The 20,692-nt window shown below is 38.9% G+C and carries 20 protein-coding genes and 1 riboswitch; of the genes, 18 read left to right on the top strand and 2 right to left on the bottom strand.

Annotated features, from left to right (window positions below; genetic code table 11):
- Positions 1 to 121: 121 nt before the first annotated feature.
- The 8 genes from MKY08_RS17920 (at position 122) to MKY08_RS17885 (ending at position 8,845) form a co-directional block, all read left to right on the top strand.
- Positions 122 to 757: a sugar transferase gene (locus tag MKY08_RS17920; protein WP_069509372.1), complete on the top strand. Its 636-nt coding sequence runs from the start codon at positions 122 to 124 to the stop codon at positions 755 to 757.
- 46 nt (positions 758 to 803) lie between these two features.
- Positions 804 to 1,904, top strand: coding sequence for a glycosyltransferase family 4 protein (locus MKY08_RS17915; protein WP_069509369.1), 1,101 nt, complete (start codon positions 804 to 806; stop codon positions 1,902 to 1,904).
- A gap of 1 nt (position 1,905) precedes the next feature.
- On the top strand, positions 1,906 to 3,579 hold the full coding sequence (locus MKY08_RS17910) for a GNAT family N-acetyltransferase (RefSeq protein WP_069509366.1): 1,674 nt from the start codon (positions 1,906 to 1,908) through the stop codon (positions 3,577 to 3,579).
- Complete coding sequence (locus MKY08_RS17905; RefSeq protein WP_256093126.1) at positions 3,560 to 4,306, top strand: hypothetical protein; 747 nt, start codon at positions 3,560 to 3,562, stop codon at positions 4,304 to 4,306. The genes MKY08_RS17910 and MKY08_RS17905 overlap by 20 nt, the downstream gene beginning before the upstream one ends.
- Positions 4,294 to 5,292, top strand: coding sequence for a polysaccharide deacetylase family protein (locus MKY08_RS17900; RefSeq protein WP_256093125.1), 999 nt, complete (start codon positions 4,294 to 4,296; stop codon positions 5,290 to 5,292). Before MKY08_RS17905 ends, MKY08_RS17900 begins: the two co-directional genes overlap by 13 nt.
- Positions 5,293 to 5,578: 286 nt before the next feature.
- Entirely contained in the window at positions 5,579 to 6,850 is a 1,272-nt protein-coding gene (gene hutI, locus MKY08_RS17895) for an imidazolonepropionase (protein ID WP_069509363.1), read from the top strand.
- 1 nt (position 6,851) lies between these two features.
- A complete protein-coding gene (locus tag MKY08_RS17890) occupies positions 6,852 to 7,850 on the top strand; it encodes an agmatinase family protein (protein ID WP_069509360.1) in 999 nt (332 codons plus the stop codon).
- A 107-nt stretch (positions 7,851 to 7,957) separates the two neighbouring features.
- A complete protein-coding gene (locus MKY08_RS17885; RefSeq protein ID WP_069509357.1) occupies positions 7,958 to 8,845 on the top strand; it encodes a 5'-3' exonuclease in 888 nt (295 codons plus the stop codon).
- Here the strand turns inward: MKY08_RS17885 and MKY08_RS17880 are convergent.
- On the bottom strand, positions 8,838 to 9,341 hold the full coding sequence (locus MKY08_RS17880; protein ID WP_069509353.1) for a C39 family peptidase: 504 nt from the start codon (positions 9,339 to 9,341) through the stop codon (positions 8,838 to 8,840). The two genes, MKY08_RS17885 and MKY08_RS17880, sit on opposite strands and share 8 nt — an antisense overlap.
- A gap of 133 nt (positions 9,342 to 9,474) precedes the next feature.
- On the bottom strand, positions 9,475 to 9,819 hold the full coding sequence (locus MKY08_RS17875) for a thioredoxin family protein (RefSeq protein ID WP_081327870.1): 345 nt from the start codon (positions 9,817 to 9,819) through the stop codon (positions 9,475 to 9,477).
- A 402-nt stretch (positions 9,820 to 10,221) separates the two neighbouring features.
- Between MKY08_RS17875 and MKY08_RS17870 the strand changes: the two genes are divergently transcribed.
- The 10 genes from MKY08_RS17870 (at position 10,222) to MKY08_RS17825 (ending at position 20,435) form a co-directional block, all read left to right on the top strand.
- A complete protein-coding gene (locus tag MKY08_RS17870; RefSeq protein WP_069509347.1) occupies positions 10,222 to 12,606 on the top strand; it encodes a 3-hydroxyacyl-CoA dehydrogenase/enoyl-CoA hydratase family protein in 2,385 nt (794 codons plus the stop codon).
- Positions 12,607 to 12,654: 48 nt separating this feature from the next.
- Entirely contained in the window at positions 12,655 to 13,827 is a 1,173-nt protein-coding gene (locus tag MKY08_RS17865) for an acetyl-CoA C-acetyltransferase (RefSeq protein ID WP_069509344.1), read from the top strand.
- Positions 13,828 to 13,903: 76 nt separating this feature from the next.
- A complete protein-coding gene (locus tag MKY08_RS17860) occupies positions 13,904 to 15,688 on the top strand; it encodes an acyl-CoA dehydrogenase family protein (RefSeq protein ID WP_069509342.1) in 1,785 nt (594 codons plus the stop codon).
- Positions 15,689 to 15,897: 209 nt separating this feature from the next.
- Positions 15,898 to 16,251, top strand: a complete 354-nt coding sequence (locus tag MKY08_RS17855; protein ID WP_069509339.1) for an arsenate reductase family protein — start codon at positions 15,898 to 15,900, stop codon at positions 16,249 to 16,251.
- A gap of 81 nt (positions 16,252 to 16,332) precedes the next feature.
- Positions 16,333 to 16,713 carry a glycine cleavage system protein GcvH gene (gene gcvH / locus MKY08_RS17850; protein ID WP_024362696.1) on the top strand — a complete coding sequence of 127 codons (381 nt, stop codon included), beginning with the start codon at positions 16,333 to 16,335 and terminating at the stop codon, positions 16,711 to 16,713.
- A gap of 198 nt (positions 16,714 to 16,911) precedes the next feature.
- Complete coding sequence (locus MKY08_RS17845; RefSeq protein ID WP_024362697.1) at positions 16,912 to 17,253, top strand: hypothetical protein; 342 nt, start codon at positions 16,912 to 16,914, stop codon at positions 17,251 to 17,253.
- A 14-nt stretch (positions 17,254 to 17,267) separates the two neighbouring features.
- Positions 17,268 to 17,579, top strand: coding sequence for a thioredoxin family protein (locus tag MKY08_RS17840; protein ID WP_069509335.1), 312 nt, complete (start codon positions 17,268 to 17,270; stop codon positions 17,577 to 17,579).
- A 56-nt stretch (positions 17,580 to 17,635) separates the two neighbouring features.
- Positions 17,636 to 17,740: riboswitch (SAM riboswitch) on the top strand.
- 83 nt (positions 17,741 to 17,823) lie between these two features.
- The gene (locus tag MKY08_RS17835) at positions 17,824 to 18,852 is read left to right on the top strand and encodes a methionine ABC transporter ATP-binding protein (RefSeq protein ID WP_069509332.1); all 1,029 of its coding nucleotides are present in this window, start codon (positions 17,824 to 17,826) and stop codon (positions 18,850 to 18,852) included.
- Positions 18,842 to 19,510, top strand: a complete 669-nt coding sequence (locus MKY08_RS17830) for a methionine ABC transporter permease (protein ID WP_069509329.1) — start codon at positions 18,842 to 18,844, stop codon at positions 19,508 to 19,510. The genes MKY08_RS17835 and MKY08_RS17830 overlap by 11 nt, the downstream gene beginning before the upstream one ends.
- A 67-nt stretch (positions 19,511 to 19,577) precedes the next feature.
- Complete coding sequence (locus MKY08_RS17825; RefSeq protein WP_069509326.1) at positions 19,578 to 20,435, top strand: MetQ/NlpA family ABC transporter substrate-binding protein; 858 nt, start codon at positions 19,578 to 19,580, stop codon at positions 20,433 to 20,435.
- Positions 20,436 to 20,692 lie beyond the last annotated feature (257 nt).

Raw genomic sequence — 20,692 nt, 5'->3', positions numbered from 1 at the left:
TTTTCTAGCGTAATTCCTTTTGTCATTTTTACATAGTATTTACTTGGACTGAAATAGTTCTATAAATGGGCGAAATGAATATATAAAGTTAAGCACTAAAAAAATAAAAAAGGGTGATGTATTGCACGTACAGACAGCCGAGACACTCACATTTTACGGTCAGTATGGAAAACGAATTTTTGATATAGTAGGGGCACTTGTTTTATTGTTTTTAACAATTCCTCTTATGATAGCTATTTTCCTCCTATTACTCATTACGACAGGGCGCCCCATCTTTTTCAAACAAATTCGAACGGGATATGATCATCAACGTTTTATCATATGGAAATTAAGAACCATGTCCATACAGGCAACACCTGTCAACATGCCTGTGATATGTACAGATGGTATACCAGATGATTTCTATTTTAAAACTGACCAAGATACGCGCATTACAAAAATCGGTGCAGTCCTTCGTAAGTTAAGTATTGATGAAATTCCACAGCTTTTAAACGTATTAAAAGGTGATATGAGTATTGTTGGGCCCAGGCCTGAAATTCCTGCAATTACAAATAGCTATAGCGCATTACAAGCACGTCGTTTGGAAGTAAAGCCAGGTTTAACAGGGCTTGCCCAAATTAACGGTCGCTCTAATATATCGCATGGACAAAAAATCACATATGACATTCACTATGTGGACCATGTAACTTTTTGGATGGATGTAAAAATTGTTGTAAAAACGCTTTATGTCGTGCTAGCTAGAACAGGTGCTTATTGAAAGCAGGAGGTGGAGGATACTGAAGATTGTTCAACTAATCACACGTATGGATAAGGTAGGTGGCGCTCAAAAGCATGTCGAGGCGCTTGCTATAAAATTAAAGCAAGATGCCCATGAAGTGACGATTGTGACAGGGAGTTATGATGCATCATTATGGCGCTTACAAGAGGCGCAAATTGAAGTTATCAGTATCCCAGCCATGCAGCGAGCAATTCATCTGACAAAAGATATGCAAGCGCTTTGGCAATTACGAGCAGCATTTAAAAAAATGCAGCCTGACATAATTGCGGCACATTCTTCTAAAGCGGGTGCAATTGGACGTGTTGCAGGTCGTCTTTTACGTATTCCAACAATTTTTACTGCGCATAGCTGGAGCTTTACAGAGGGAGTGCCGCCCAAAAAACAATTAATGTATCGTCAGCTTGAAAAAACTGTCCAACCACTCACAACAAAAATTATTACCGTTTCTGATTATGATCGCAAGTTAGCGCTAACGAAGGGAATCGCACCCGCTCATAAAATGCAGACCATTCACAATGGTATAGAACATTTAGAAAGCGTAATGGCACCAAATAGAGTATGGAGTGAGCAGCCTCAACTTGTTATGGTTGCTCGCTTTGAGATACCGAAAAGACAGGATCAATTACTAGAAGCTTTGTTGGCGTTACGTGACATCCCTTGGCATCTTCAATTTATTGGGGATGGTTCTTTACGTCTGCCATTAGAAAATTATGTGAAAGACAAAGGGTTATCAGAGAGAGTGACCTTTTTAGGCAATCAATTGGATGTCACAACATTACTTGCTGAAAGTCAAATTTTTGTTTTGTTATCCGACTGGGAGGGCCTGCCTATTTCAATTATTGAAGCGATGAGAGCTGGGCTTCCCATTATTGCGACGGATGTTGGTGGAGTGAATGAGTTAGTGACTGATGGTGAAAATGGATTTTTAATTCCTCGTGACGATGAAAATCAGAGTCTATTAATAAAAAAACTAAAACAGCTTTTAACAGATAAAACACTTTGCGTAAAAATGGGCGATGCAAGCGAACGCCGTTTTTTACGAAACTTTACGTTTTTGCCTATGTATCAAAAGACGCTCGATATTTATGAACAAGCTATTTCAAAGTTTGCTAAGAAGGGTGATTAAATTGCAATTACTTCGCATTCGAACGGACGATGAACTTGTGCTTTATAAGGAGATATGGGATGACATTTTAGCGCATGAACAAAATGATAATCCATTTATTGAATATGCATGGTTTTATAACTGGTGGATTACGATAGGAAGAAAAGAACGAGTGGAGCTATATGCTGTTCAAAAGGATGAGGATATTATAGCGTTTTTGCCATTTACGGTAAAAATGCTTTGGGGAGTGCGCATATATGCTTTTACAGGTGAAAAAATAGCTCATTATACAGGAATCGTCGCAAGGAAAGAGTGGCAACTTTCTGCCATTACGTTCGTATTTGATGAACTTATGAAAAAGCACCGCCACGTATTATTTTCTTTTCATGGATTACTAGAAAGTAAAGAATCATCCAAAGTAATCGAACAGTATTTTGTTGAAAAGCAATTACAACTTCGTATTTTTCGAGATGTCACACCGTATCTCGCCTTTAGCGAAGTTGATTTCGATAGCTATTTTAAGGAAAGAGAAAAAATGCATGATGTCAAACTTCGGAAAAATAAGCTGCGAACACTTGGCTATTTGCGCAAGAAATCCCCCGTACAAGAAGACCTAAGAGGATTGTTTCAGTTATACGATAGATGTTGGGTAAAAAAAATAGATACTAGTGGGTTTACGGTAGGAAAGAAAAAAGATTTCTTTGAAAGGCTTATGCTCCTGAAAGGAGAAGCAATGCAAGTAGAGGTAGATGCTCTTGCTTTTGACAATCAATGGCTCGCTTTTAATTACGGTATTTGTTGTCGGGGACGTTATGTAACGTATGCAAGCGGTTATGAGCCAAACTTTACAAGTTTTGGAGTAGACCACTTACTGAATCAATCCACAATAAAACGTATTTTTACAGAAAACTATCTTTTGTACGATATGAGTGCTGGTTATGAGCCCTCTAAATTAGCGTGGCGTTCTGGCATTGATTTTACAAGGCGGCTAGCGGTGAGTAGTAACACGAAGCGTGCCAAGTTATTATTTAGACGATTAGTATGGAAGGAACGCATAAAGGAAATGTTGCGCAGTAATCAACGCGTTGTCAAATGGACACGTCATACGCTTGGTCATTTACGCTATTTAGTAAAGTATGGGAAAGGGAAAGATTGGCTAGAATATGGACAACAATTCGTTGAAAAGTTTGTTCGTTTAAAGCGCGTGGAATTGTACGAGTTATCCCCAAACGATCGGGTAATACCACAGCAACCAGTAGGAGAGTTGTTTGAAGAAATGACGATTCAAGAGGCGATACAAATCGATCAGGAAGCGCTTATTTCCTTATTATCTAAGGGATATACCATCTATAAAGATTCCTTTGCCCAAACGAGTAAGCCTGCTTTTGCTTTACATACGGAAAATTTACGTGTGGATGCATTGCAAATTGTTGAACCGTTGCCAAAGCAAACCTATTTTTTAACTTATGATCTCTATAAAAATATCGACATTATCACAGCATATATTCAAAAAGTAAAACCAGATAAAACACTGTGGATAACGGCAAGTTTTTGGCAATGGCGTAAGCGAAAACGTCTACAACAAATAGGCTATAAACGTATTTCTCGAATGAAGCATTTTAAATGTGCTCGTTATGAGCGCAATCATGTAGAAAATTACACAGAGAGTGGGGGCGATGTTCATTCTATCCATTAGAAGTAAGCGATGGAATATCGCGATGCAGCATATTTACTTTGCAGAAAAGCTAGCAAATACTAGAAAGCCGATGAAGTTAGTTTGTCACACACATTCACTTGTTCCAAGTCGTAAGTTGATTAAGCGTGAAGCGGTTCATATTCGATTAACAGATCATGAGTACACGATGTTGAGCGCACTGTCGAAAAACACTCGGAAACTATTGCGTCGTGCACAAGAAGAGTCCTATCAAGTTTTCTTATATAAAGAGCCTTCGGAGGAAAATTTACGAGCATTTCAACAGTTTTATAATGAGTTTGCCAAAAGGAAAAAAATCGACCAAATAAATAAGCCTCAAATGGAAGCAATCATGCTGTTAAATCAACAACATGCTTTGTTATTGTCAGAGGTGCGAAGTATTTGTGGACAAACCTTATGCTATCGACTGGATATTGTCCATGCACAAAAAGCGATGTCCTATTATGTAGCAACCTGTCATGCTTGCACATTACCTACACATTTAAAACGTCCTATGCGCTATGCGAATCGTTTCTTGTTATGGCACAATTTCATGTATTTAAAACAGCAAGGGTTCGTTTTATATGATATGGGTGAGCTAACAGATATCGAAACGGTTCGTCAATTTAAATTGAGTTTTGGTGGACAAGTTGTAAACGTATATTCTGGTTACATCGCACATTCGAGAATAAGTGCGTTGTTATTGGGCGTGCAAAAGTGGAGAAAATAGCAAGCAAAGTCAATCATGGTGGTTTTGTTATTTCATTGGACTTTGAGCTAAATTGGGGTGTCCATGATGTATTTAGGCATGGGCAATATAATAAAAACTTATATGGAGTACGTCAGGCCCTACCTAAAATTCTAATGCTGTTTAAGGAATATGAAATTCATGCAACATGGGCTACTGTAGGCTTATTATTTGCTGAATCGAAAGGAGAAATGGCGCACTACTTGCGAGGCATTCCAGTGAAGTACGAGCAAATGAAATATGCCGCACATTCACAGCTTGCAAAAGTAGGTGAAAATGAGCAAGAAGATCTTTTACACTTTGGCAAATCGTTAATAGAACAAATTATTCAAACACCTTATCAGGAAATTGGTAGTCATACGTTTTCGCATTATTATTGTTTAGAGAGTGGACAAATAGAATCGGATTTTGAATCGGATTTACAAGCGATGGCCATGATTTGTGAAGGATATATTGCACCGATGAAGTCGATTGTTTTTCCACGTAATCAAGTAAACGACAACTATTTTGCGGCGTGTCAGCAAGCAGGATATGTTTGCTATAGAGGAAATGAACGTCATGATTTATACAATCCGAAAAAGTTCACAACAAAAAATCGACTATCATTAGGTGCGATGAAATGGCTGGATAGCTATGTTAATATAACGGGCAATCATATGGTCCGATTAGAAGAAATGACAGAGGATGCCTTTATTAATGTTCGAGCAAGTGCATTTTTAAGGCCTTATAGTAGTATTTTACGTGCATTTGAGCATCGCAAGATACAACGAATCAAAGAAGGGATGCTTGCTGCTGCGAAGGAAGGGGCTTTTTATCATTTGTGGTGGCATCCGCATAATTTTGGAAGACATATTGATAAAAATTTAGCGATGCTTGAGGAGCTTTTGCAATATTATCAAGAATTGCAAAGAGACTATGATTTCCAAAGCTATTCCATGTATGAGGTAGCAATGCTATGTAAGCAATAACATTTCTGAATAGAGTGTTATTGCTTTTTTATTTGGCTTGGTTCAAAATTTAGCCTCTACTCTACGTGGTCATTAAGCGTGCTGAAACTAACTCGCTGGATGTTAGGTTTTATAGAAATTTTAAGACAATAAGAGGGAATTGCGCGGGGCGTGACGAAGATGTAAGTACCTTACTATAGGACTGCTTTAGAATGACTATGCGTGTTCACGATTTTAGTGAAGGAATCATAGTAATGAAAAGTGCATTTAACGGACAGGGTTATACATAGACAAAGGGGAGTTAGGGATGAAGGACAAGCAACAAAAGCCAATTTGGATTCAAAATATTTCTCAATTAGTAACACTTGCGAGTGACAAGAAAGGACCGCGAGTACGAGAAGAAATGCGAGAGCTTGCTATTATTGAAGGCGGAAGTGTTTGGCTTGAAGATGGTGTGATTCAAGATCTTGGTACAACACGAGAAATGATACTAAAATATTTACCCCGTGCAGAGGAAGCGGAGATTGTGGATGCTACAGGGAAAATTGTCACGCCCGGTTTGATTGATCCCCATACCCATGTTGTTTTTGGTGGAAGTCGTGAACATGAATTTGAGATGCGTTTAGAAGGCGCGAGCTATATGGACATTATGAATGCTGGGGGAGGCATCCATGCAACAACCCGAAAAATGCGCTCGTTGACAGAAGAACATATTTTCAATCAGACGACGAGACGCTTGGACTTATTTTTACAACATGGTGTTACGACGTTAGAAAGTAAAAGTGGCTATGGCTTAGACTTAGAAAACGAGTTAAAACAATTACGGGTTATGCAACGATTGCAAAATAAGCATCCGATGGACATTGTGCCGACCTTTATGGGCGCACATGCAGTACCAGAAGAATATCGAGAAAACCCAGAGCACTTTGTTAACTTAGTTATTAATGAGATGATTCCTGCGGTGGTGGAAGAAAAGCTTGCAAAATTCATTGATGTATTTTGTGAAGTCGATGTCTTTACACCCGAGCAAGCAGAACGTATTTTATTGGCTGGCAAGGCACGTGGGCTTATACCTAAAATACATGCCGATGAAATTGAAGAAAATCAAGGTGCGCATGTTGCGGCAAGAGTAGGTGCTATTTCTGCTGAGCATTTATTAAAAGTGTCGGATGAAGGTATTGAAGAACTTGCTAAATCGGGCGTAATTGCATGCTTATTACCAGCAACAGCATTATATTTAGGTGAAAAACCAGCACGTGCCCGAGCTATTATTGACGCAGGTGTACCTGTAGCGATTTCGACTGATTGTAATCCAGGTTCTTCGCCAACAATTTCGCTGCCACTTGTTATGAACTTAGCATGCATCACAATGAAAATGACGCCGGCAGAAAGCTTATGTGCTGCTACCTATAATGCGGCTTGTGCATTGCAAATTGAAGATTACGTAGGCTCTATCGAAATTGGAAAACAAGCTGATTTAGTGCTGTGGGATGTCCATAATCATCAAAAGTTACATTATATTTTTGGTGTAAATCATGTGAAAAAGGTTTGGAAAAAAGGTGTGAAGGTGGTAGGTTAAGATGTTTATCCAACCTGAATGGCAATGGAAACAAGAAAACGGCTCAGGCATGCATCAGTGGATTAAGCAAAAGCAAAACCCACATGCAAATGATGTAGATATTATTGTCTATGGCGCCTTATTATCTTATGCGAGCGATCCAATGAAAAAAGCACAGTATCCTACTGCTTTTCGGAAAGCGTGGTCGAGCTTTCAATCCTATAATTTAGATGAACAAGTAGATTTGCGTTCATTAGCAATTGTTGATATTGGAGACGTGGCAATCGACTCGACCAATCGTATGCTTTCGGAATCTGCTATTGAGGCAGCTGCTGAAAACTTAAGTATCGCTTATCAAAAAAGCTTCACTTGCCTGATTGGTGGTGACCATGCAATCACGGCTTGTTCATTAAGAGGGATTAAAAATGCTTTTCCGAATGAGCGAATTGGCATTATTCAACTTGATACGCATTTAGATGCAAGAAATCAAGAAGATATAGGTTTAGCTATGAATTCACCGATTCATCAACTAATCGCATCAGGCGTTGTAGAAGGGAAACATATTTATAACGTAGGCTTGCATGGCTTTTTTAATTCACCAGAAATGATTTATTATGCTCGTGAACAAGGAATTCATATGATTACGTTAAAGCAGATGCGACGTGATGGTATCCAGTTGACTATCCGTGAAATGCTACGTCAGCTTATGTATGAGGTAGATAGAATTTATGTATCCGTGGATTTAGATGCATTGGATATTACGTTTGCCCCAGATGTACCTGCTGCTACACCTGGTGGATTAACGGCCTATGAATTATTTGATATTTTAAAGCTCATTGGTGAAAATGAAGGTGTACGTCATATTGACTTTATTTATCCTGATCCAAAACAAAATGAACTTCGCTTAGAAACGGTGAAAACGGGGGTTACTGCATTTTTGCAATGGCTAACTGGCATTCAATTGGATCATCGCAATCGTATATCAAGGAAAGAAAAGGCAGGCTATGGAGCTACTCCATAGTCTGTTTTGCTACGGGTGGACGCTTTCTGCGGGCACATCTAAATTGTTTGGGTGCCTGACACCTTAAACTGTTATAATAGAATAATAGATAAGAGAGGATTTTTATTATGACTACAAAACCAAAATTACTCATTGTTGATGGTATGGCGTTGTTATTTCGTTCTTTTTTTGCATCAGCAGCAATGGGGCATTTTATTCGATTAAAGGACGGCACACCAACGAATGGTGCGCAAGGATTTGTGCGCCATGTGTTGACGGCGCAATCTATTATGCAACCAACACATTTAGCTATTTGCTGGGATATGGGGGCACAAACATTCCGCAATGAATTATATGATGGCTATAAAGCTAACCGCCCAGCACCGCCAGAGGAAATGCTTCCTCAATTTGATATGGCTAAAAATTTAGCTCAACATATCGGATGGCAAAATTTTGGCGTTGTCGGTATGGAGGCGGATGATGTAATCGGCTCGATGATTACGAAGTGGCAGGATGAAGCTGATATTACGGTTATTAGTGGGGATAAGGATTTATTACAATTGCTCACGCCGACAACGCAAATTGCTTTTACAAAAAAAGGTTACACTGAATATGATCTTTATACACATACACGCTTTAAAGAAGAATATGGTATAGAGCCAATTCAATTTGCGCAAGTAAAAGCGTTTATGGGGGATACGAGTGATGGCTACCCAGGAGTTAAAGGAATTGGGCCTAAGCAGGCACTGACACTTATACAAATGTATGGCTCGATTGATAATGTGATCGCTTCCTTAGAGGACTTAAAGCCTGGTCAGCGTACCAAAATTAAAGACAATCTGGATATGTTGAAGTTATCACACGAACTTGCAACGATACAAACGAATGTACAGATTGAAGCGGACTTTGCCCATTTAGCAGTACCAAACTATGAGCACCAGACAATTAATGCAATAGAGGAACGTGGCTTTACACTTATTGCGAAGCAAGCACGTTCATTGTATGCCCTTAGTTAGGCGCTATTTTAACGAAGCGTAACACGTTTTTATTTTGATGAAATAGAGCACTACGGATTTGACTGTCGCGATTGTTTCCTCCGTTATCGTGGAAAATTAACAATAGCTTATCAGCTTGCACTTCATAGCCAATAAGTGGTACCCAATGGTAGGCAAAGGTTGATTTTTTATCAAACCATTGTAGGCTAAAATAACGGTCAAAGCGCATTGCTACGGGGCGACCTGCGTCAATTTCTTGCAGCGCCTCTTTTAATGTGCAATTGCGTATATCCCATGTTGGTAACAGCTTTCGAAGGTTAGTAATTAAACGCCATTTAAACAAACCAACTTTGGTGCTACCTAGGATTTGGTAAAGGTCATTTACCGATGGAGCTAAAGGATCAAAGTACTTTAGGATGACATGGACTGTTGTCGGTCCACAGGCAGAGTTACGATAATGAGCTGCGATGGATGTATCGTATTGTGATGTGCCTTGTAATGACAAATGCTGTTTCATTATTATCTCCCTTCCAAAATACGCTTTATTATGTACGTGTTTTTAATAAGGTGTTTGTTTTTGATTGATATAGAAGAAAAAATAGTATGCCAAGGGATACCCAGCATACTATTTTTACGTTTGTTACGATGTATTATTGTTGAGCAGCTAAAAACTCTGTAACTTGTTGAGGTGTTTTAGCGTTCGCACTATGTAAGTGGGCTAATTTTTCACCGTTTTGGAAAATTAATAAACTTGGAATACCCATTACATCGTATTTATCAGCGATTTCAGGTAGCTCGTCACGGTTAAGCTCATACCAATCAAATTGGTTGTACTCTTCAATAATTGGATCGATGAACATATTCATACGTGTGCAATCTGGGCACCAGCCAGCATAAAATTTTACAAGTACTTTTTGTTCACCAGCAATAAGCTCATTAAATTGCTCTGCAGTTGTTATTGTTTTCATTAGTAAATCACTCTCCTTGCTTTCCATTTTACACATTTTCTCTTCAACCTGAAAGTTATCTGTTTGGGATATGTGGAAGCTACTTATTGTCTTGTTTTCGCTCGTAAAAAACAAAAAAAGTTGTATATCGCAAAAATAATTATAGAAAAAAGATTGCTAATTTAGACAAAATAATCTACACTAAAAACAGAAAAAGTAGTTTTATTTTCATTCAGTGGAAGACATTTCTCGTAATTTAAGAAAGTGAATTGAGTGAAAATAAGTGTTTAGCGACTGTCACAGATTTTGAGCGATGCTAGTGTGAAAACTTCGCATTCAGGCTATATGGGCCAAAATCTATGCACAAAAACGCCGAAGCACAATTTTGATTTTTTTTGACCAAAAAATGAATGGTCATTCATTCAATGGGAGAATAAGGGGGAATTGCTTGTGACTTACAACATTAAAAAAGCGGCTGTTCTAGGTTCTGGGGTAATGGGTTCTGGCATTGCAGCACATTTAGCAAACATCGGTATTCCAACATTATTATTAGACATTGCACCGAAGGAACTAACGAAAGAGGAGGAAGCAAAGGGGCTTACGTTAGCACATCCAGCTGTAAGAAACCGCTTTGTAAATGGAGCTCTTCAAAAGTTATTAAAGCAAAAACCAGCACCACTTACTTCTAAGAAAAACTTATCGCTTCTAACGGTGGGGAATTTTGAAGACGATTTAGACAAACTGAAAGATGTCGATTGGATTATTGAAGTTGTCGTAGAAAATCTAGCGATTAAACAAAGCTTGTATGAAAAAATTGATGCTGTTCGTACGCCAGGTACAATAATCAGTTCTAATACATCGGGCATTAGCATTAATGCGATGGCTGAAGGACGTTCAGAAGATTTCCAACAACATTTTTTAGGGACACACTTCTTCAACCCTCCACGCTATTTAAAATTACTTGAAGTAATCCCGGCAACGACAACTGCACCAGACGTTGTTGACTTTATGAAAAAATTTGGTGAGGACATTCTTGGGAAAGGTGTTGTATTGGCTAAGGATACACCAAACTTTATTGCCAATCGCATCGGCACATACGGTCTGTTAATTACTTTACAGCAAATGATGCAAGGTGGTTATTCAGTCGGAGAGGTAGATTCAGTGACAGGGCCGCTCATTGGTCGCCCAAAATCAGCTACCTTCCGTACATTAGATGTTGTTGGCTTAGATACATTTATTCATGTGGCAAAAAATGTATATGACCAAACGACAGGAGAGGAACAGCAAGTATTTGCAGTACCTGAGTTTCTACAAAAAATGGTGACAAACGGCTGGCTAGGTGCAAAGTCTGGTCAAGGTTTCTTCCAAAAGCAAGGGAAAGAAATTTTAGAAATTGATCCAACTACATTAGCATATAGTCCCGCGAAAAAATTACAAACTCCTTCAATTGAAATGGCGAAACAAACGCGCGGATTAGCGAACAAAGTGAAAGCATTAACATATGCGAAAGACCGCACAGGTGAGCTATTATGGGGGATTTTTGCACCTACACTAATTTACTCTGCACAGTTACATGGTGAAATTGCTGATGATATCGTCGCAATAGACAATGCCATGAAGTGGGGATTCGGCTGGCAGCAAGGTCCATTTGAAATTTGGGATGCCATTGGTGTAACAGAATCTGTTGCGAAAATGGAGGCAGAAGGTCGAGAAGTTCCACTATTTGTGAAAGATATGTTAGCACAGGGCTTTACTACATTCTATTCAGAAATAGACGGTGATGTAGCATATTATAACGGTTCACAATACGTGAAAGTTCCAGTGAATGAAAAAGAAATTAACTTAAAGCGTTATAAGAAAAAACATGGTGTTATTAAGTCCAATAGTGGTGCTAGCCTAATAGATTTGGGTGACGGTATTGCGTTACTAGAGTTCCATTCCCAATCCAATGCCATCGGTTTAGATATTATTCAAATGATTAACTACGCAATAGACGAAGTAGAAGCAAATTATAAAGGCTTGGTAATCGGAAACCAAGGTAAAAACTTCTGTGTCGGAGCGAACTTAGGCATGATTTTAGTAGAAGCACAGGATGATAACATTTTCGAATTAGATTTTGTTATTAAAGCATTCCAAGATGCTATGCAAAAAATAAAATATTCAAGAAAACCAGTTGTCGCTGCACCGTTCGCTATGACATTAGGTGGGGGCGCAGAAGTATGCTTACCTGCTGCACATATCCAAGCGACGATGGAAACTTATATGGGCTTAGTAGAAGTCGGTGTTGGCTTAATTCCTGGGGGTGGCGGTAACAAAGCACTTTACCAAAAATTCTTAAAAGGTTTACCGCATGGTGTGGAAGTAGATTATCAACAGATTGCCAATAAAGTATTTGAAACAATTGCCATGGCGAAAGTATCAACTTCAGGTGAGGAAGCACGAGACAATAACTTCCTAAACTTTGCAGATGGTATTTCAGTCAATGCAGATCACCAAATTTATGATGCAAAGCAGGCTGCTTTGGCACTCTATGAGGCAGGCTACCAACCTCCGGTGCCAACAAAAGTTCCTGTTGTCGGTGCATCAGGTTACGGTACGTTACTAATCGGTGCTCAAGGGATGTTTGAATCAGGCTTCATCAGTGAACATGATTTAAAAATTGCCAAGAAGTTAGCGTATGTTATCGCAGGTGGAAAAGTACCATACGGCACATTAGTAGATGAACAATATCTATTAAACTTAGAACGTGAAGCATTCTTAAGTTTGGTAGCAGATCCACTATCGCAGCAAAGAATGCAACATATGTTGTTAAAGGGCAAACCACTTCGTAACTAATTAGATAGATGACTATATTTGCACATGAAACAAAGGGGGATTTAGACGATGCGTGAAGCCGTTATTGTAGCAGGAGCACGAACTCCTATTGGAAAAGCGAAAAAAGGTTCATTAGCAACAGTAAGACCAGATGATTTTGGAGCAGCAGTTGTCAAAGAGACATTGAAAAGAGCGGGCTATGAAGGTCCTATTGATGACTTAATTTTAGGGTGTGCGATGCCTGAAGCAGAGCAAGGCATGAATGTAGCACGTAGCATTGGTGCGCTTGCAGGGCTGCCAGATACGACACCTGCTTTGACTATTAACCGTTTTTGTTCATCGGGTTTACAGGCAATAGCGTATGCAGCTGAACGGATTATGCTTGGTCATTCAAAGGCAATTCTTGCTGGCGGTGTTGAGTCTATGAGTATGGTACCAATGGTAGGAAATACACCACGCTTAAATCCAACATTAGCTGAAACAGCCCCTCAATATTATATGGGGATGGGACATACAGCCGAGGAAGTCGCACGACAGTATAATGTTAGCCGTGAAGATCAAGATGCATTTGCGGTACGCTCGCATGTGCTTGCAGAAAAAGCAATTCAAGAAGGCAAATTTAATGATGAAATCGTCCCAATTGAAGTAGAACAACATTATGTGGATGCTAATAATAAACTACAGGTGAAAAAATTTACTTTCAGTATGGATGAGGGGGTCCGCCCTGGCACATCTGTAGAAGGTTTAGCGAAACTTCGTCCTGCCTTTCATGTAAAAGGTAGTGTGACAGCAGGTAACGCTTCACAAACTTCTGATGGTGCAGCAACAGTTTTGGTGATGGATCGTGAGGAAGCTGAAAAGCAAGGGATGACACCAATGGCGAAGTTTTTAGGCTTTGCGGTGGGCGGTGTTCCTCCAGAAGTGATGGGCATCGGTCCAATCGTTGCAGTACCGAAAGCACTTGAAATTGCAGGTTTATCTATAGAGGATATCGATTTGTGGGAAATTAACGAAGCATTTGCTTCGCAGTCTTTACAAGTTGTACGTCATTTAGGCATCGACCAAGAGAAGGTTAATGTCAATGGTGGCGCAATTGCATTAGGACATCCACTTGGCGCAACCGGTGCAATTTTAACATTAAAACTTATTCATGAGCTGAAACGTCAAGGTAAAAAATACGGAGTTGTCACAATGTGTATCGGCGGCGGTATGGGCGCTGCTGGGGTATTTGAGATTCTATAAATTGTGTAAAAATTAATTGTTTAAGAATTGCGAATTGTATGCGTGCCTGGCACCGAAAAATAAGGAGGAATTGGACATGACAGAAAAAACTACAGATATCATTAAAGGCGGCGGATTTATTATTGAGGACGTGGCGTTAGATCGCGTATTTACACCTGAAGATTTTACAGATGAGCAAAAAATGATCGCCAAAACAACGGAAGAGTACGTTGCGAATGAAGTATTACCTGTCGTTGAAAACTTAGAACATCATGAGTTCGAACATTCCGTACGTTTACTAAAAACTGCTGGTGAGCTAGGCCTATTAGCGGCGGATGTACCGGAAGAATATGAAGGTCTTGGTTTAGATAAAGTTTCTTCGGCATTAATCGCAGAAAAAATGTCTGTAGCAGGTGGTTTCTCGATTACACATGGTGCGCATGTGGGGATTGGTTCATTACCAATCGTGCTTTTTGGGAACGAAGAGCAAAAGCAAAAGTATTTACCAAAGCTTGCTTCAGGTGAGTTAATTGCAGCGTATGCTTTAACAGAGCCAGGTTCGGGTTCAGATGCATTAGGTGCTAAAACGACTGCCAAGCTAAATGCTGCTGGTACTCATTATGTTTTAAATGGTGAAAAACAATGGATTACAAATGCTGGATTTGCTGACGTATTTGTAGTGTATGCAAAAATCGATGGCGATAAATTCTCGGCATTTATCGTAGAACGTGCATATAATGGTGTTTCTGTTGGGCCAGAAGAAAAGAAAATGGGTATTAAATCTTCATCAACTCGTACATTAGTGCTTGAAGATGCAGAAGTACCTGTTGAAAATCTGCTTGGTGAAGTAGGTCGTGGACACGTCATTGCCTTTAACATTTTAAATATCGGTCGCTATAAATTAGGTGTCGGTACAATCGGTGGCTCAAAACGTGCATTAGAGCTAGCGATTCAATATACGAACCAACGTCAACAATTTAAAACAAAGCTTTCTGATTTCAACCTAACAAAAGAAAAGCTATCGACTATGGCGTCTCAATTATATGCGTCAGAATCATTAAATTATCGTACAGTGGGATTATTCGAAGATCGTCTAAGCCAATTAAGCCCTGAAGAACAAAAGCAAGGGAAAGTCATTGCCAATGCAATAGCAGAATATGCAATTGAATGTTCGATTGCGAAAGTGTTTGGGTCAGAAACATTGGATTATATTGCTGATGAAGCGGTACAATTACATGGTGGCTATGGCTTTATGGCAGAATATGAGGTAGAGCGCATTTATCGCGACTCTCGAATTAACCGCATTTTCGAAGGAACAAATGAAATTAACCGCATGATTGTGCCTGGCACATTTATGAAAAAAGCATTAAAAGGCGAATTGCCATTATTGCAAGTTGCACAAAATTTACAACAAGAATTGCTGATGATGATGCCAGAAGAAGTAGGTACAGAACCACTAGCACAAGAAAAATATCTTGTGAAAAATGCTAAGAAGATCGCTGTGTTAGCAGCAGGTATGGCAGCACAACGCTACGGTGCGAAGCTTGACCAAGAGCAAGAAGTATTGGTAAATATCGCGAATATTGCAAACCAACTATTCGCTATGGAGTCTGCTGTGTTACGTACAGACAAAGCGATTGCACGTGAGGGTGCAGAAAAATCACAACAAAAATTACTTTACACGCAAATTTTCTGCCAAGAAGCATTTGCAGAAATTGAAAAAGAGGCAAAGGATACGATTCTTGCTTCAGCAGATGGAGATGCTGCACGGATGACATTGTCAGCGCTTCGCAAACTGACTCGCAACAACCCTTATAACCTTATTGCTAAAAAACGTGAAGCTTCAGTTAAACTTATCGAAGCTGAAAAATTCATCGTCTAATACTAGCTATGAACAGACTGTAGATACCTTAATCTACAGTCTGTTTTGGTGCCAGGCACTTACACAATTTGCCCGCGGAAGTGCCAGGCACCGAAACAATTCTGAAATCCACTGGTGTCAGGCACTCAAACAATTATAATTGTTTCATTTTGGCACATACTAGTTATGATGGTATACTACAGAAAATGATAGTAGAGGAGCCTACAAATATGATTCAATTTATCCATTATCCTAAATGTACAACTTGTAAAAAAGCACAGAAGTGGTTAAACGACAATGGCGTTTCATACGAAGAGGTACACATCGTTGAACAAGCACCTACGAAAGAACAATTAAAGCAATATTGGCAAGCGAGCGGGTTACCACTGAAGAAGTTTTTTAACACTTCTGGCATGAAATACCGTGAACTTGGATTGAAGGATAAATTGGCGGAAATGCCGGAAGATGAGCAACTTACACTGCTTGCGTCAGATGGTATGCTAATGAAACGACCAATCGTGACAGATGGAAAAAAAGTAACGTTAGGTTTTAAAGAAACAGAATTTGAGCAAGCTTGGAAATAACTGCTTTTATCCTTGTTTTTATGATAGAAGTATGGCACACTGATAGTGAATATATTACATATTTATGGAGGGGTTTTTGGCATGAGCACACCTAAAGACTTACGTTACTCTGAAGAACACGAATGGGTAAAATTAGAAGATGGTAAAGTACGTATCGGTATTTCTCACTTCGCACAATCAGAACTAGGAGATATCGTTTTCGTTGAGCTTCCACAAGTTGGCGATGAAATTAAAACAGATGATCCATTCGGAAGTGTAGAATCAGTAAAAACTGTTTCTGAACTTTACGCACCAATTTCAGGTACTGTAGTTGAAGTAAATGCAGACTTAGAAGATAGCCCAGAATTCGTAAATGAATCACCATATGAAAAAGCATGGATGATCGTTGTAGAGCCTGCTGATGCATCAGAGATTGAAAACCTTATGACAGCTGAGCAATACGAAAAATTGATTGCAGAATAAACAAGCCTGTAATAGAAAAACGTCGGAAAATTTGCCGGCGTTTTTTATTATATCATGCTACAGTTTTTCGGCGCATCATAGGAATTGCTAGCTCAATAAGTTATCATGGAAACGCCAGAAATTGCGATGCAATAGTATGAAATTCGGTTATTCAAATGGTATGCTGTAGTAGATAACTGTCTAAATGGGGGTGGCGTTATGTTCGAAGGGAAATGTTTAATCGTGGAAGGCCGTTCGGATAAGCTTCAAATTGAACCTATTCTGAGTGAAGATGTTACAATCCTTTGTACAAATGGTACAATTGGTGTGCATCAATTAGAAGAATTACTCGACCCATATGAGGGCTGTGAGCTCTATACATTTTTTGATGCGGATACATCGGGCGATAAACTACGAGCATTAATGGATAGACATTATCCAGAGGCTGAGCATTTACGGACAATGCCAACATATAAAGAAGTAGAAACAACACCGAGGAAAGTGCTAGCGACGATTTTATTGCGCGCACATTTTTCAATCCATAATGAATATATTTTGTAAGGTTGCGTGAAATCATGGAAGAATGGTCAAAAGAGCAGTGGGAAACGGCTGTAAAGTCTGGAGACAAAACTGCCTTTTATTTATATACACCGATGTGCGGAACTTGTGCCGTTGCATCCAAAATGATGAATATCATTGAACAGTTACTACCAGAGGTAAAAATAGGCAAGGCAAACATCAATTTTCTAGAACAAATAGCTTTTGATTTTCAAATTGAAAGTGTACCTTGTTTACTCGTTAGCGATGGTGGAAAGGTTATTGATAAGATTTATGCCTTTCAATCCGTACCATTTTTATACGAATTGTTAAAAAAACCAATTGACTGAACTTTGCTAGCGTGGTAAAGTAACAAATATATTAAAAAACTATTAAATATATCGAACTCTTATAAAGAGCGGCGGAGGGAAGTGCCCTATGAAGCCCGGCAACCATCACATTTGTGAAAAGGTGCCAAATCACCCAAAGATTTATCTTTGAAAGATGAGAGAACGGTTTAGCGTATAAAGTACGTGACCCCTTCTACTTGTCTTGAGAGAAGGGGTTTTCTATATGAGAAAAGGAGTATTCGCTATGATACAGCTTCAAAATATTACGAAGAAATACAAAACCGCAAATGGCGAATTGACTGCTGTCAAAGATGTAAATCTTTCGATTAACAAAGGTGAAATTTTTGGCATTATCGGCTACAGTGGTGCTGGTAAAAGTACGATGATTCGTTTATTAAACGGTTTAGAAAAACCTACGACAGGTACAGTGAAGGTCAACAACCAAGAATTTTCATCTATTAAGGGGCAAAAGCTCCGTGATGCTAGACAAAAGGTAAGTATGATTTTCCAACATTTTAACTTACTTTGGTCTCGAACAGTGGCAGAAAACATTGCCTTTCCACTAGAAATTGCAGGTGTTTCTAAGCGTGAGCGAGAAGCACGTGTGAAAGAACTAATTGCACTCGTTGGCTTAGAAGGTCGCGAAAAAGCGTACCCATCACAGCTATCAGGTGGTCAAAAGCAACGGGTTGGTATAGCGCGAGCACTTGCCAATAATCCTGAAGTATTGTTATGTGACGAAGCTACATCTGCACTTGATCCAGAAACTACAGATGCAATTCTCGATTTACTTGTTGATATTAATGAACGATTAGGCTTAACCATTGTGTTAATTACGCATGAAATGCATGTTATTCGCAAAATTTGTCATCGCGTGGCGGTGATGGAGGCTGGAGAAATTGTAGAACGCGGAGAAGTATTGCAAGTGTTCCAAGCACCTCAAGCGGCTATTACAAAAAAATTCGTCTCTCAAATTACTGATACGAAGGAAACGCAAGAGACTGTTGCACAGCTTAGAGCAAATTATCCTACAGGACAACTGGTTAAACTTGTCTTTGTAGGAGAAAAAACCGAGCAACCCGTAATATCGCATTTAGTGAAGCAGTTTGATGTAGAAATTAGTATTGTTCATGGTAATATCTCACAAACTAAAAACGGCGCATACGGCACACTTGTTGTGCAAATTGATGGCTCAGAGACAAATGTAGCAGCTGCATTAAATTATTTGAATACAGTTGAAGTACAAACGGAGGTGATTGCAAATGCTAACTAGTCTCTTTCCGAATGTCGACTGGGAAAAAATGTGGTCTGCCACATACGAAACACTTTATATGACCACTATTTCAACGGTCATCACATTCATACTTGGTTTAGCCATTGGTATTATCCTCTTTTTAACGAGCCCAAACCAATTATGGGCAAATAAAATCGTTAACTTTTTAACGGGGTCGATCGTCAATATATTCCGTTCGATACCATTTATCGTGTTAATTATTTTACTAATACCGTTTACAAAGTTTTTACTTGGGACAATCCGTGGAGCAGATGCAGCTTTACCAGCACTTATTATTGGTGCAGCACCATTCTATGCCCGAATGGTATTAATTGCACTACGAGAAATTGATAAGGGCGTTATAGAAGCAGCTCGCTCAATGGGTGCTAAAACGTCCACAATTATATGGAAAGTACTAATTCCAGAATCATTACCAGCACTTATTTCTGGGATTACGGTAACGGCTGTTGCCCTTGTTGGCTATACGGCGATGGCTGGTATTATTGGTGCTGGCGGTCTAGGAAACTTAGCCTTTTTAGATGGCTTCCAACGTAATCGCCAAGATGTGACATTAATGGCAACTATTTTGATCTTAGTAGTCGTATTTATCATCCAATGGATTGGCGATATGATTACTTCGAAAACAGACAAACGTTAAAAAGGTTATACCGGTTATTTACCGCTAACATATTATGGTTTGAACAAAATAAAGGGAGTGTAGACAAATGAAGAAGTTATTAGCAGGATTATTTTTATCAGTACTTGTACTAGCTTTAGCAGCTTGTGGTGCTGGTAACAAAGATGAAGCAGGCTCTGGAGATAAGGCAGACGACAGTGCAAAAACTGAAGAAAAAGTAACATTAAAAATAGGTGCTTCTAACACACCTCACGCAGTTATTTTAGAAAAAGCAAAACCGATTTTAGCTAAAGAAGGCATTGACTTAGAAATCGAAACATACCAAGATTATGTATTACCAAACCAAGATTTAGATTCAGGAACAATCGATGCAAACTATTTCCAACATATCCCTTATTTAAATTTACAAATTAAAGATAATGGCTATGACTTTGTAAATGCTGGCGGTGTACATATCGAGCCAATCGGTATTTACTCTAAAAAATATAAAACTCTTGAAGACCTTCCGAAAGGTGCAACAATCTTATTATCTAATTCTGTTTCAGACCATGGTCGTATGCTGTCATTATTAGAAGCGAAAGGCTTAATTAAATTAAAAGATGGTATCGATAAAACTGCAGCTGAAATTAAAGATATTGTAGATAATCCGAAAGACTTTAAATTTGATGCGAATACTGCACCAGAACTACTTGTTCAAATGTTTGAAAATGAAGAAGGCGACGCAGTCCTTATCAACTCTAACTACGCAATCGATAATGGTCTAAACCCAATCAAAGATGCAATTGCGCTAGAAGACAAAGAATCTCCATATGTGAACATTATTGCGGTACGTGCTGGGGATGAAAATAAACCAGAAATTAAAAAATTATTAGAAGTATTAACTTCTAAAGAAATCCAAGACTTCATTCTAGATGAATGGAAAGGTGCAGTAGTACCAGTTAAATAATATGTAGCTTTTAAAAAGAGTATGTAAGTGAAAACTTACATACTCTTTTTTTATGTAAGAATACTATCCGTAATCACCCTCTTACGTACGTATTCGGGTTCTAAAAAACGATAGAAAGAAAGTATTTATCATGTTAAATGTGAATTATTAACATTGTTCAGTGTTACAACGGGACTTTAATTAATACAGTTAAAAAGAGGTGCGTGAAAAGGTGAACAATTTTGAAAGGGTCTTTCCATTTTAATGTAATGCAATAA

Origin of the sequence: Lysinibacillus sp. FSL M8-0337 (assembly GCF_038593855.1) — a bacterium.
Taxonomy (GTDB): domain Bacteria; phylum Bacillota; class Bacilli; order Bacillales_A; family Planococcaceae; genus Lysinibacillus; species Lysinibacillus sphaericus_D.
This window is presented reverse-complemented; position numbering and strand designations above follow the sequence as displayed.